This is a genomic window from Corallococcus praedator, assembly GCF_003612125.1.
In the GTDB taxonomy this organism is placed as follows: domain Bacteria; phylum Myxococcota; class Myxococcia; order Myxococcales; family Myxococcaceae; genus Corallococcus; species Corallococcus praedator.
In genome coordinates, this window is the sequence record NZ_RAWI01000053.1 from 22,750 (window position 1) to 35,055 (window position 12,306).

The window sequence follows — 12,306 nt, forward strand, 5'->3', positions numbered from 1 at the left end:
GAGGGCCCTCAGCCCCTGCGCGGCAGGTGCACCCGGAAGGTGGTGCCTGTCTCCGCCGTGGACACCACATCCACCTGCCCCCCGTGCGCCAGGGCGATCTGGTTCACGATGAACAGGCCCAGTCCCACGCTGCGGCGCTCGGTGCCCTCCGTGGTGCCCCGGGTCATCGGCTCGAAGAGCACGGGCAGCAGCTCCTTCGGGATGGGCGTGCCCGCGTTGGTCACGCTCAGCACGACCTCCGTGGCCTCGCCGCGCGTCTCCACCTGAATGTGCGCGCTGGGGGCGCTGTACTGCACCGCATTGGTGATGAGGTTGGTCAGCACCTGCGCGACGCGATCCGGATCCCACGTTCCCCGCGCGTCCCCTTTACACACCACGTTCAGCGTGCGCTCCGGAACGGTGAGCTGCACCTCGTCCACCACCTGCTGGGTGATTTCATGCAGGTCCATGGCCTTCGGATTCACCGGCAACGCCAGGCCCGTGCGCACGTGGGTGAAGTCCAGCAGGTCCAGGATGAGGCGGTTCGCCCGGTCCGACGAATCCAGGATGCGCCGCAGCCCCCGCCGGGCCCGGTCGTCCAGGTCCGTGCGCCGCATCAACGTCGTGGCCGCCAGCGAGATGGCATTGAGCGGGTTGCGCAGGTCATGGCTGACAATGCCCATCAGCTGCTCACGCAGGAGCGCGGCCTCGTGCGCGCTCAGCAACTGCGTGTCGCGCTCGTTCAGCACCTCTTCCTGCTCCAACTGGTAGCCCACCAGGTCCCCCAGGTGGCGGAAGACCTCCACCTTGTCCTCGGTGAGGTCCGCGGGCTTCGCGTCCAGCGCGCACATCACCCCAAAGAACTCCCCGTTGCGCCGGTACAGCGGCACCGCGATGTAGCTCTCGATGCCGTACATCTTCGGCGCGGGATGGTCCTTGAAGCGCGGATCCTGGCTCGCGTGGCTGACGACCAGCGGCGTCCCCAGGCATTGCACCGTGTTGCAGAACGTCGTGGAGATGACCAGCGTGTCCCCGACCTGCAACCCGAAGTTCATCTGGTCCAGCACCGCGCAGCACGTCCACGACTCCGGCGTCACCCGGGCCACCACCGCCAGCCGCAGGCCCGTGGTCTGGGTCAGCACCCGCAGCACCGTCTTCACCGCGTCGATGCGGCCAATGGCCTCGACGTCCGACATCAGGCTCTTCACGGGGAGGATGTTGGGATTCGCGGGAGGCAGACGGGCCATGGTTTTTTCTCGCGAAACTCAACTCCAGACGGAGCCCGGGCCATGCCCGGCCGATGACGGTGGTCGCCCGACACAACGACCGCCAGCACGCTGCCCCTAGCCGCCAGACAAGCGGCCTTCCAACGCCTCGATGGCCGCGCGGATGTGCGGGGGCACCGGCACCTTCTCGTTCGTGGCGTAGCGCAGCGTCACGACGATGGAGCCACCTCGCGTGTACACCACGCCGTCCTCCGCGCCCGCCACCGCGTGCTCGAAGGTGATGGAGGAATTGCCCACGCGCGTGACGCGCGCCCCCGCCACCAGGTTCACCGGAAACACCACCGGCCGCACGTAGTCCGCGTGCGTGTTCGCCAGGATGGGACCAATCCCGTCCACCGTCGTGTCCCTGCCCGCCGCGGACGGCCCCACCAGCCCCACCCGGGCCATGTACGCGATGCGCGCGGACTCGAACCAGGTGAACGTGCGGGCGTTGTTCACGTGCCCGTAGGCGTCCATCTCGCTCCAGTGCACGGGGAAGGGCACGACGACGGGGAAGTCCTTCAGGGGCGCATCCGACATGCCCCCATGCTCGCAAGGACCGTCCCACCAGGGAACGGAAACCATGCCCGCCTGCCCTCCAGGCATCCCGGGCGGACATGCTAAGCCAGGGGTGCATGGCTCTCTGGTCCGCCCTGGCGCCGCTTTTTATTCCGCAGTCCTCCTCCGCTCTGCCGGGTCCCCACCATGGCGGGTGAACCCACGCGGCCCGGAGGGGCCCGTCGCGACGACACGCCCGCGCCCTGGGAGGACCCGGGCCCCCTGCCCTCGCCGCCGCACCTCGTGCGCGAGCGCGGCAGCGCCACCGCCACCAAGCCGCAGAAGCACGCGGACATGGTGCGCTGGCTGCATCCCACCCAGGTGCTGCGCACGGGCCTGGACGCGGTGGTGGCCACGGTGTTCGGCGCGCGCGCGGACCACCGGCTCATCGAAGCGGTGGTGCGGCCGCAGGCGCCCTACTTCGACTACTCGGAGGAGGCCGGCGCGGACGGCGACCTGTGGCTCGACTACGTCTCCGACATCGGTGACGGCTGGGACTCCACCTACGCGGTGGCGCGCCTGCTGGCGCTGCCGGAGCTGAAGCTGCCGGAGGAGGACGGCAAGACGGTGCACACCACGCCGCGCGGCCGGGTGCTGGTGTTCGGCGGTGATGAAGTCTATCCGGGCGCCAGCCGCGAAACCTACGAGGAGCGCACGGTGCAGCCCTACGAGGCCGCCATGCGCCGCTCGCAGGCGCCCCACCCGGACCTGTTCGTCATCCCGGGCAACCACGACTGGTACGACGGGCTGTCCGCCTTCATGCGGCTGTTCTGCGCGCAGCGGTGGGTGGCCGGGCGAAGGACGCGCCAGAGCCGCAGCTACTTCGCGCTGAAGCTGCCGCACGACTGGTGGCTCATCGGCACGGACGTGCAGCTCAACAGCGACATCGACGTGCCCCAGGTGGAGTACTTCCGCAACGTGGCCGAGCAGATGGGCCCCAAGGACCGCGTCATCCTCTGCAACGCGGAGCCCGCCTGGATTCTCGCGGCGGCCTCGCGGCGCAACAAGGGCAGCTACCTGGAGAACAACCTGGAGTACCTGGAGGAGAAGGTGCTCGGGCGGCGCATCTGCGTGTTCCTCGCGGGCGACCTGCACCACTACCGCCGGCACGAGGACGACACCGGCCAGCACCGCATCACCGCGGGCGGCGGCGGCGCGTTCATGCACCCCACGCACGCGCCCGCGGCGCCCGTGCTGCGCGACGGCTCCACGCTGCGCAAGAGCTTCCCGGACGAAGCCACCTCCCGGAAGCTCGCGCTCAAGAATTTGTGGCTCATCCGCTACAGCCCGCTGTTCGGCCTCATCACCGGCCTGTGGTACCTGCTGCTCGCGCTGGCGGCCTACGCGGAGGTGGGAGGCCTGGGCCTGGCCCAACTGCCGGAGGTGCTGACGGCGGTGGGCAACAGCATGGTCAACCGCCCGTGGACGCTCATCCTCGGGCTGGTGACGGTGGGCGGGCTCACCGGGCTCGCGGACGCGGCGCTCGGCCGGTGGCGCGCGCTGCTGGGAGTCCTGCACGGCGCCGCGCACATCGCGGCGGCGTTCTTCGTCGCGTGGGGAGGCACCTACCTCACGGTGAGCAAGCTGGGCATCTGTCCCACGCTGATGCCAGACGGCGCGCACTGCGTGGACGGGTGGGCGCACCTGGCCGGCAAGTTCCTCTTCTCCTGTGGCTTCACGTTCGTGGGCGGCTTCCTCGTGGGCCCGTTCATCACCGGCCTCTACCTCTGGGTGTGCGTGAACTTCTTCGGCGCGCACTCCAACGAGGCCTTCGGTTCGCTCGCGCTGCCGGACTGGAAGAACTTCCTGCGCATGCGCATTGGCAAGGACGGGGCGCTGACCATCTACCCGGTGGGCCTGGAGCGCGTGCCCCGCAGGTGGAAGCCCACGGGCGCGGGGCCCCTGGCGCCCGCGTTCGACCCGGATGACCCGAAGGCCACCGAGCCGTTCCTCATCGAGCCGCCCATCCGCATCTGAAGCACGGAGGGGCGGCCGACATGCGACGGTGACTACTTCGTGTTGCCGTTCGCCTGCACGTCCGTGAGCGTCGTGACCTTCGCCGTGCTCTGGACGAGGATGCGGTCGAAGTTCACGTACGGGTAGCTGCCGCTCGGATCAATCTCCTCGGTCAGCTCCACCATGTCACCCTCGACGACCTGCGCGGCGGCGCCCAGCTGCGCCAGCTGGAAGTTCGCCCGCTCCACCTGCATGCTCCAGACACAGGCGCCGCTGAGTTCCAGGCGGTGGAAGGTGCGACGGCACGGGACGGTGCAGTAGTTGCAGTTGGCGTAGGTGCACGACGCCATACAGGCGCTGTAGCCCTGGTTCGTGCAGGTCGGCGTGATGCCGCTGATGACCCGGCCCGGCACCTGCGTGACGCCCACGTCGCCGTAGCGCACGCCACTCACGGAGGCCACGCGCTGCCCCTGCGAATACACCGTCGCCGTGTACGTGGACTGGTCCGGCGTCGCCGCCGTGAAGGTGGCCGCATAGGACGTCCGGCCTCCTTCGGTCCGGAGGGTGGCGGTGCTGGCCGCCGCGCCTTCGGACTCACCCGTCAGCACCGTCTGCTCCACGCCCTGGCCCGAGGGCTGGCTGCGGAAGCCCGCGCTCCAGACCGTGGACCCCTCCGTGAAGATGGCCACGCCGTCCTCGGCGGCCCCGTACGGAGACACGACCTGCAGCTCCTTCCCGTTCAGCCTCAGCTGCGCCTTCCCCATCCCACAGTGATTGATGCCATTGAAGGTCACGCACTCCTCGGCCTGCGCCTGCGCGAACGGAAGGGCCACGACGAACAACGCGGCCAGGCTGGACTGGGCAAGACGGTTGAAAAGACGCATGGGGGACTCCGGAGGCGCTCCACGGGTAATCCATGGAAGCGCGCACCGGGTGTCTTCATGCGCCGTGCCATCAATCCGATTTCCAGGTCCTCAGAGGGAAGTGCGTCAAAACGGTGCAAGGCTTTGTAGCGCGTCCGGATACACAGACATGCCGTCAGAGCGAGCGCAGGAAGGTCACGAGCGCCTCACGCTCCCCGCGCTCCAGCCGGGTGAAGCGCTCCTTCGCGCCCGCGGCCTCGCCGCCATGCCACAGGATGGCCTCCTCGAAGGTGCGCGCGCGGCCGTCGTGGAGCATGCGCACCTGGCGGTTGACGGCCTCCAGCAGGCCCAGGCCCCACAGGGGCGGCGTGCGCCACTCGGAGCCGCTGGCCTCCGCGTCGGGCCGTCCGTCCGCGAGCCCCTCGCCCATGTCGTGCAGCAGCAGGTCCGTGAACGGCTGGAGGTCCTGCCGCGACAGCTCCGGGAGGTCGGCCACGTCGCCGGTGCGCAGGGTCGGTCGGTGGCAGGTGGCGCAGCCCACCTGCTGGAACAGGGCCTGCCCGCGCAGCACCGTGGGGTCGGCCACGTCGCGGCGCGCGGGCACCGCCAGCACGCGCAGATAGAGCGTCACGCTGTCCAGGGCCGCGTCGTCCAGCACGTGCCCCTCCGGCGCCGCCTGCGCGCGGCAGCGGGCCTGCTTCGCGGTGCAGGTGCGCTCCGGGTACAGGGGGGATGTCAGCCCCAGGTCCTCCGAGAAGGCCCGGGCCGCCTGCTGCCGCACCGAGGGCTGGTTGGCCTTCCAGCCGAAGCGGCCCAGGCGCGCAGCTCCCGTGCGCGCGTCGACCACGCGGTTGGGCCGGCCGGAGACGCCGTCCCCGTCGCGGTCGTCCGGATCCGCCAGCGCCAGGATGTCCTCTTCGGGAACGGCCTCCAGCAGGCCCAGGCCGAACACGGGCGAGGAGATGCGCGCCGAGCGCTGCGTGTGCGCGGAGAGCTTGCCGTAGGCCAGCCGGGCCAGCCGTACGTCGGGCCGGCGCACGACATAGCCAGCGCCATCCGGGTACGTGCCGGGAACCTCCGCGTACGCCACCTCCAGCGCGCCCTCCGCGGGCACGCCCGGGATGGACCGGTCGTTGAACTGACCACCGTAGGTCGGCTCGGGGACGCCCCCCGGGACGCGGCGCGACGGCACGCTCAGGCGCACGAGCAGCGGCGCCTCCGTGCCCAGCTCCGCCAGCGGCCGTCCCCGGCCGTCCTTGAAATGACAGCCATTGCACCGGGCGGCGTTCGACAGCGGGCCCGCGACCGCCTGGGGTGCCCGGCTCCAGTCCTTCATGAACAGCCGCTTGCCGTCGGCCATCGGCGTCCAGCGGCCCGGGTCCATGTTCGCCAGGGCCCGGCCAAAGGCGTTGTGCGAGGTGTCGTAGACCGTCGTCGCGCCCCCGGAGCGCGCGGCGGGCACCTTGCGCGGGTCCTCCGCCGGGGCCTGGAGGTCCGGCTCCGGAGGAGGCGCCGCGGCCGACAGCAACAGGCCCAGGGCGGCTCCCAGCGACGTCATCCACCAGCGGTTTCGGGAAGAGGGCATGGTTCGCGCGCGGCGGGCACAAGGCCCCCCACGGTGTCACCCTACATGCCGCGTGCCAGAAGCCGGGGCAGCGGTTCCCCGGGCACAATGCCTGTCATGGCGTCCGATGATGCGGTGCGTGTGACATTGAAATCCACAGCCTGCGTCGAAACGTGACTTCCCAGGCTACATGGTCAAAGCTGACCTCAGACGTTCGACCTGGGGGGCAGCTGGGACTCCAGGACGGCCGCGGCGGGGTCCTCCGCCTCCGCCTCCGCGCTCGCGGCCCGCGACGCATCCTCCAGGAGCGGCGCGATGCCGGGCTGTTTGCGATTGAGCGTCACGTAATCCTGGAGCGCCGCGTCCAGGCCCACGTCGCGCTTCGCGCGCTCGGACAGGAACCACTTGTGCTCCAGCACCTGGCAGTAGAGCTCCGCGGTGTCCGCCGCGCGGCCCAGGTCCTTCTGCAGGCGCGACAGCGTGGGGTGGTAGCGCTCGTCCAGCCAGCGGAACGCGGCCACGCTCAGGGGCACGCTGCGGTCCAGCTTGCGCGTCAGCGTGGCCTTCATCTCCTGCATCTCGTTGAGCAGCAGGCTCGCCTGACGCTCCTCCGCGACGATGCCGGTGAGCGTGTGGAGCTGGTGCCGGTGGTACTCGCGGTCCGTCACGATGGTGCGCATGCGCAGCTGGCTGCCCTGTCCGTTCGCCAGCAGCTCCACCTCGCCCACGGAGAAGCCCAGGTCGTTGAGCGTGCGGATGCGCTCATGGATGCGGTAGCTCTCGTGCGGCTGGAGGATGAGCTCACGGTTGATTTCAGCCCACAGCCGCTCATAGCGCTGGCGGATGCTGGTGGCGGTCTCCTGCCAGTCCTCCAGCTCCTCGGGCAGCGCCACGCGCGCGGCCAGGTCCGCGAGTCCCCCCGCGACGTTCTCCTCCATGATCTGCAGGTCCATCTCCCGCTGGCCGGAGGAGAGCTGTTCGTGCAGCTCGGACGTCTCCGCGTCCACCGCGTACGCCTGCAATTCGCCCGCGTCGCGGCGGAAGAGCACGTTGGAGAGCGAGCAGTCGCCCCAGAAGAAGCCGCCCAGATGCAGGCGCACCAGCAGGCCCGCCATCGCGTCCAGCAGCCGCGAACGGTAGCGCTCCAGGCCCTGGTGCATGAACAGCGCGCGGTACGGCAGCGACGAGGCCAGGTATTGCGTGATGAGCACCCCGGGGCGGTCATCCGGCGCGGAGGACTCGCCACCCGCCTCCGTCTGGACCGCCAGCCCCACGGGGACCACCGACGGCAGCCGGCGCTCCTCCAGGCCGCGCAACAAGTCATACTCGCGCTGGGCCACGCGCGCGGGCGTCTCCTTGAAGGCGTAGATGGTGGCGCCGTAGCTGATGAACACCACCACGTGCCGGGACAGGCCGCGCGGCACCTCCACCACCCGGGGTGAACGCTCCGGCCACGCCTCCAGGGGCAGCTCCCATGGCAGGTCGAGGAAGTCCGGGTGTCCCTGTCGGATGTGCAGGGAGTGGAGGCGGCGCACGGGGTGGGACATGGCGGCCACAAGCCTACTGTCCTGGGGAGCGCGCTTCACGCGGCGCGGGCGCTGGCCGGGGTGGAACGTTCGCTGTTAGAGCTAGGGACCATGCGTCCCCTCCGCGGCCTCTCCCTGTTCAGCGCGGCCCTGCTGTCGGCTTGCGCGCGCTCCTCGCCCCCGCCCACCGTCTCTCCGCCCGCGCCGGGCACCGTGACGCTCGCCGCGCCCGCGGGTGATGGTTGGTACCGGGGCGCGGTGTTCTATGAAGTCTTCGTCCGCAGCTTCCAGGACTCCAACGGCGACGGCGTGGGCGACCTGCCGGGGCTCATCTCGCGGCTGGACTACCTGAACGACGGCAATCCGGCGACGACGGACGACCTGGGCGTGGACGCGCTGTGGTTGATGCCGGTGTTCGCGTCGCCCAGCTACCACGGCTACGACGTCGTCGATTACGAGCGCATCCAGCCCGCGTACGGCACGCTGGAGGACCTGCAGAAGCTGTGTGACGAAGCGCACCGCCGGGGCATGCGCGTCATCCTGGACTTCGTCATCAATCACAGCAGCTCCGCGCACCCGTGGTTCGTGGAGTCGGCGTCGTCACCGCAGTCGGCGAAGCGGGACTGGTATCAGTGGCGGGCCAACAACCCGGCGTGGAAGCAGCCGTGGGACCCCGCCTTCTCGCAGACGGACACGTGGCACGAGCGCAACGGCGCCTGGTACTACGGCGTGTTCTGGAGCGGGATGCCGGACCTCAACCTCCAGACGGTCGCGGTGCGCGAGGAGGTCAAGCGCCTGGCCACGGTGTGGCTGTCGCGCGGCGTGGACGGCTTCCGGCTGGACGCGGCCCGCTACCTCATCGAGACGGGCGGCGGCGCCGGACAGTCGGACACGGCGGAGACGCACGCGTTCTGGAAGGAGTTCGCCGCGCACGTGCGCTCGGTGAAGCCGGACGCGGTGCTGGTGGGGGAGAACTGGAGCGAGACCCCGTCGGTGGCGAAGTACTACGGCTCCACGGCGCAGGTGCCGGGCGGGGATGAGCTGCCCATCAACTTCAACTTCCCGCTGTCGGAGCGGGTGCTGGCGGGCATCAACTCGGGCAACGCCGGGGGCGTGGCGTCGAAGTTCCTGGAGATGCGCAACAACTACCCGGCCGGGGTGGTGGATGCGCCCTTCCTCACCAACCACGACATGGTGCGCGTGGCGACACAGTTCTCCGGTGACACCTCGAAGCTGGGGCTGGCGGCGGCGGTGCTGCTGACGCTGCCGGGCGCGCCGTTCCTCTACTACGGCGAGGAGGTGGGGCTGGGCAACGGCGCGGCCAACAACGACGAGTCCAAGCGCACGCCGATGCCGTGGACGTCCGCGGCGGGCGGAGGCTTCACCACGGGCTCGCCGTGGTACGGCTTCTCCAGCGGGAAGGACGCGGCCAACGTGGAGACGCAGAAGGCCGCGCCGGGCTCGCTGTTGTCGCGCTACAAGGCGCTGCTGCGCGCGCGTCAGGGTTCGGAGGCGCTGCGCACGGGCGACCTGCGCCTCTTCACACCGACGACAGGCCCGTCCGCCACGCTCGCGTTCGTGCGAACGGTGGACGACGAGCGGGTGCTGGTGGTGCACAACTTCTCCAACGCGCAGGTCACGGCAGGGCCTTTCGACGTGGAGGGCACGGCGGTGGAGCCCCTGTTCACGGACACCGGCGTGTCGCCGCCCACGGGGGGCTCGGGGGCCTGGAAGACGACCGTGCCCGCGCGCGGCACCGGCATCTGGCGGGTGCAGTAGGCACGTTCCGTCAGACGACGGGCTGTCGCCAGGAGCGGGAGACATGGCCGTCTCCCGCTTCGGTGAACCGCCGCGCCAGCTCCGCCGCGCCGCCCCGGCCCTGCTGGAGCATCCACTTCAGCTCCGACGGGAGCAGCGCCTTCACGGTCACCAGCCGCACGTCGCCTCCGGGCACCGGGAAGCGCGCGGGCAGGGAGTCCGTCGCCATGCCCAGCAGCACCGCCGCGCGCCCTTCCTGGGTGAGCAGTGTTTCGGGCAGGTGCGTCCCGGCCACCTCCATGGACAGGGTTCCGCGCTCCAGCGCGCCACGCAGCTTCTCGTGGCCCGCAAGCTCGTTGCCCACGCGTTCGAGCAACTGCACCAGCCAGCTCTTCTCCAGGTCCGGCAACGGCTCCGGCGTCTCCATGGCGAGCTCGAACCCGAAGCCTGCGGTGGGCCGGTCCAGGATGTCCGCGAAGGGGGCGGACAGGCCGTCCGTCACCACCAGCGTGTTTCCTGAAGGGCGGCGGATGACCCGCCACGCCTGGCTTCCCGCGGGCCAGTCACCGCCCAGGACCATGGAGATAACGGACCCCGCCTCCAGCGTGCCCAGCCCACGCCAGAAAGACTCACGGGCAGCTTGCGCCTGATCCCACAGTTCACGGCGCTTCTTCGTCTCCGCGCGCATCACGGGGTCGACGGTGCTGGGACCGGTCACCTCCTTGAACTTCGCACCCGTGATGCCTGCGCGTTCCATCGCCTCCTTGATGTCCTCGGACACAATGAGAGCGACATCCCATTCCGAGGGACGGAACACCTTCGCATCGCCCACCTTCGACGGGTCGATGCGCATCCCGTAGAGCGAAAAAAAGGTTCCAACCTTCTCCGGGAAGCCGTCCTCTTCCTTCCAGTAATTCACCTCCTCCGAGGCTTCGACGTCGACGCAGGCAATCGCGCGGGTGGCATTGAGAATGAAGTACGGACCGGAGTGGGAGTCGACCTCGACAGGAATCAGCTCCACGCCCTCAGGAGCCAGCTCCTTGAAGAGGGACGCCACTCTGGCATGGACGACGGGAGTGCCAAATGCAGCGTGCGAGAAGTCGCGCGCCTTCCCCTCGAGACTCAGAGGAAAGCGGACTTGCCCCGTGAAGTGCGCCGGTGCCCCTCTTGTGAACTGCCAGGGATCATCGAGTTCTCGTCCCTCAGAGTCCAGGGGATGTCCCAGGCACCAGAAGCCTTCAGCTACATCTTCGGCAAGATCAAAGTATCGCACTGCCATGGAGCACCTTCTGCGTCACTCACCGCCCGTAATCAACCGATTCAACTTGGTATTCGGCGCGCGGATCTCCTTGGCGAGCCCCTCCAGTGCCTTCGTCAGCGCCGCCCTACATCGCTCCGTGGAGCTGCAATCTTTCGTCAGCCGATTCAAGGTCCGCAAGACCTCCTCGTGGTACTCCCGAGGGTGAGGCCCTTTGTGCCCTGGAACCCGCACTTTGTTCGCCGGATCATCGAGAGACATGCCTGCCTTGTCGAAGATCTTCTGGAACTGCGGAGACCACGGCCCACCACGGTTCGTAGCGCTCCACCACTTGTTCGAAGCGATGTGGTGCTCATGTCCCTCGCCATCCACACCACTCGCGACAGGAGGGCCCCCTTCTTCCCGCGCCGCCATCGCCATCGCGGTCGGCGCCAGGGCCAGGGTGATGACTCCATCCGTGGCCACCGCCACCGACTCCACCTGCGCCACCGCACCCAACCGCACCCCGGCCTGCTCCGCCGCCACCACCGCGGCCTGTCCTGAACCCGGCAGCACCGGCACCTTCGAGGCCAGCGTCTGCGCCGTGCTGCCCACCGCCGCCGTGGCCAGCATCACGAAGGCCCGCGCCGCGTTTTCTCCCAGCACCTCCCCGTACTGCTCCCCCGCGTCGCGCACTTCATCGAAGCTCCTGGCCACCCTCACCTGCTCGGACAGCACCCTCCATCCCCGGATGAGGTCCAACACCGTGTCGATGCCCAGGTAGCCAATCAGCACCACCGTCATCACCGCCGCGACCCCCTTCGACACCGGCTCCGGCAGTGCCCACAGGCACAGGTACACCGTCCCCGTCGCCACGACGGTGGCGAGCACCGCCTCCCGGTTCGTCATCCCCACCAGCGCCTCCGCCGTCTCCTCCCACACCGCATCCAAGGCAATGGCGAACGCCAGCGTGCGCCGCGCGTCCTCATCCAGCGTCGGCCTCACCTCCAGCAACTGGAGACAGTCCCCAGGCGTCTGCTTGCGCTGACACCACCGCCCGTAGGCGCGCGCCAGCTCCGCGTCCGCACCGTCCTCCTCCCCCAACAGTCGCAAGCGTGGAGGCTCCTCCACGGACACCAATCCCAGGCGCCCCCGGACCCGGGAGTACGCCTTCGAAGAGAAGGAGCCCGCGAACAGCCGGTACGCCTCTTCCCTCGGACGCACGGACACCGGCGCATCCTCCGCCAGCGTCTTCACCGCCTCCGCGAACGCGTCCTCCTCCAACCCCGCCGGAGCGCTCTCCGGCCGCGGCGAGTGGACGACAGCCGCGCCCCGTCCCGTGTCCAGGCGCACGACGCGCGCCGCCGAACACCCCGTGCCCAGCAGCACCAGCACCACCGCGACGGCCCAGCTCCGACACAAGGACATGGACGCATCCTGTGCACGCCAACTGCACGACAGCCACGCCCCTCACGCAGAGAGCAGTAGCGCGTCGGCATGCGTGCATCCGCCCAAACACATCCGACAATACGAGGACGCAGCGCGGGACGTACCGCATCCGACCGCGAACATCAGGGCACGGAACCGCCCGCATCCCCCG

The 12,306-nt window shown here is 69.6% G+C and carries 9 protein-coding genes; 2 read left to right on the top strand and 7 right to left on the bottom strand.

The annotated features are described in order from the left end of the window. Window positions 1-8 precede the first annotated feature (8 nt). Together D7Y13_RS09860 and D7Y13_RS09865 are read right to left on the bottom strand one after the other, a co-directional pair. The gene (locus tag D7Y13_RS09860; protein WP_120584017.1) at window positions 9-1,226 is read right to left on the bottom strand and encodes a GAF domain-containing sensor histidine kinase; all 1,218 of its coding nucleotides are present in this window, start codon (window positions 1,224-1,226) and stop codon (window positions 9-11) included. Between the two features lie 96 nt (window positions 1,227-1,322). After that, window positions 1,323-1,784 (bottom strand): acyl-CoA thioesterase, encoded by a 462-nt coding sequence (locus D7Y13_RS09865; protein ID WP_120584018.1) that lies wholly within the window; start codon window positions 1,782-1,784, stop codon window positions 1,323-1,325. Window positions 1,785-1,949: 165 nt separating this feature from the next. On the opposite strand from D7Y13_RS09865, the gene D7Y13_RS09870 reads away from it, so the two are divergent. After that, complete coding sequence (locus tag D7Y13_RS09870; protein ID WP_199732796.1) at window positions 1,950-3,779, top strand: metallophosphoesterase; 1,830 nt, start codon at window positions 1,950-1,952, stop codon at window positions 3,777-3,779. Window positions 3,780-3,811: 32 nt separating this feature from the next. Here D7Y13_RS09870 and D7Y13_RS09875 read toward each other — a convergent pair whose 3' ends face one another. From D7Y13_RS09875 to D7Y13_RS09885, 3 genes are all read right to left on the bottom strand, one after another. After that, window positions 3,812-4,642: a hypothetical protein gene (locus D7Y13_RS09875; RefSeq protein WP_120535608.1), complete on the bottom strand. Its 831-nt coding sequence runs from the start codon at window positions 4,640-4,642 to the stop codon at window positions 3,812-3,814. A 154-nt stretch (window positions 4,643-4,796) separates the two neighbouring features. Beyond that, window positions 4,797-6,206 (bottom strand): di-heme oxidoreductase family protein, encoded by a 1,410-nt coding sequence (locus D7Y13_RS09880; protein WP_233595605.1) that lies wholly within the window; start codon window positions 6,204-6,206, stop codon window positions 4,797-4,799. A 185-nt stretch (window positions 6,207-6,391) separates the two neighbouring features. Continuing rightward, window positions 6,392-7,732 (bottom strand): DUF4032 domain-containing protein, encoded by a 1,341-nt coding sequence (locus D7Y13_RS09885; RefSeq protein WP_120584020.1) that lies wholly within the window; start codon window positions 7,730-7,732, stop codon window positions 6,392-6,394. A 90-nt stretch (window positions 7,733-7,822) separates the two neighbouring features. Between D7Y13_RS09885 and D7Y13_RS09890 the strand changes: the two genes are divergently transcribed. Further along, window positions 7,823-9,490, top strand: a complete 1,668-nt coding sequence (locus D7Y13_RS09890; protein WP_120584021.1) for an alpha-amylase family glycosyl hydrolase — start codon at window positions 7,823-7,825, stop codon at window positions 9,488-9,490. Window positions 9,491-9,500: 10 nt separating this feature from the next. On the opposite strand, the gene D7Y13_RS47115 is transcribed toward D7Y13_RS09890, so the two are convergent. Then, window positions 9,501-10,748 (bottom strand): imm11 family protein, encoded by a 1,248-nt coding sequence (locus tag D7Y13_RS47115; RefSeq protein WP_120584022.1) that lies wholly within the window; start codon window positions 10,746-10,748, stop codon window positions 9,501-9,503. Between the two features lie 15 nt (window positions 10,749-10,763). Continuing rightward, window positions 10,764-12,134, bottom strand: a complete 1,371-nt coding sequence (locus D7Y13_RS09900; protein ID WP_120584023.1) for an AHH domain-containing protein — start codon at window positions 12,132-12,134, stop codon at window positions 10,764-10,766. Window positions 12,135-12,306 lie beyond the last annotated feature (172 nt).

What these genes read in the sequence shown, in the direction of transcription:
- D7Y13_RS09890 (WP_120584021.1), top strand. Translation starts at nt 7,823, where the DNA reads ATGCGTCCCCTCCGCGGCCTCTCCCTGTTCAGCGCGGCCCTGCTGTCG.
- D7Y13_RS09865 (WP_120584018.1), bottom strand. Translation starts at nt 1,784, where the DNA reads ATGTCGGATGCGCCCCTGAAGGACTTCCCCGTCGTCGTGCCCTTCCCC.
- D7Y13_RS47115 (WP_120584022.1), bottom strand. Translation starts at nt 10,748, where the DNA reads ATGGCAGTGCGATACTTTGATCTTGCCGAAGATGTAGCTGAAGGCTTC.
- D7Y13_RS09870 (WP_199732796.1), top strand. Translation starts at nt 1,950, where the DNA reads ATGGCGGGTGAACCCACGCGGCCCGGAGGGGCCCGTCGCGACGACACG.
- D7Y13_RS09885 (WP_120584020.1), bottom strand. Translation starts at nt 7,732, where the DNA reads ATGTCCCACCCCGTGCGCCGCCTCCACTCCCTGCACATCCGACAGGGA.
- D7Y13_RS09875 (WP_120535608.1), bottom strand. Translation starts at nt 4,642, where the DNA reads ATGCGTCTTTTCAACCGTCTTGCCCAGTCCAGCCTGGCCGCGTTGTTC.
- D7Y13_RS09900 (WP_120584023.1), bottom strand. Translation starts at nt 12,134, where the DNA reads ATGTCCTTGTGTCGGAGCTGGGCCGTCGCGGTGGTGCTGGTGCTGCTG.
- D7Y13_RS09880 (WP_233595605.1), bottom strand. Translation starts at nt 6,206, where the DNA reads ATGCCCTCTTCCCGAAACCGCTGGTGGATGACGTCGCTGGGAGCCGCC.
- D7Y13_RS09860 (WP_120584017.1), bottom strand. Translation starts at nt 1,226, where the DNA reads ATGGCCCGTCTGCCTCCCGCGAATCCCAACATCCTCCCCGTGAAGAGC.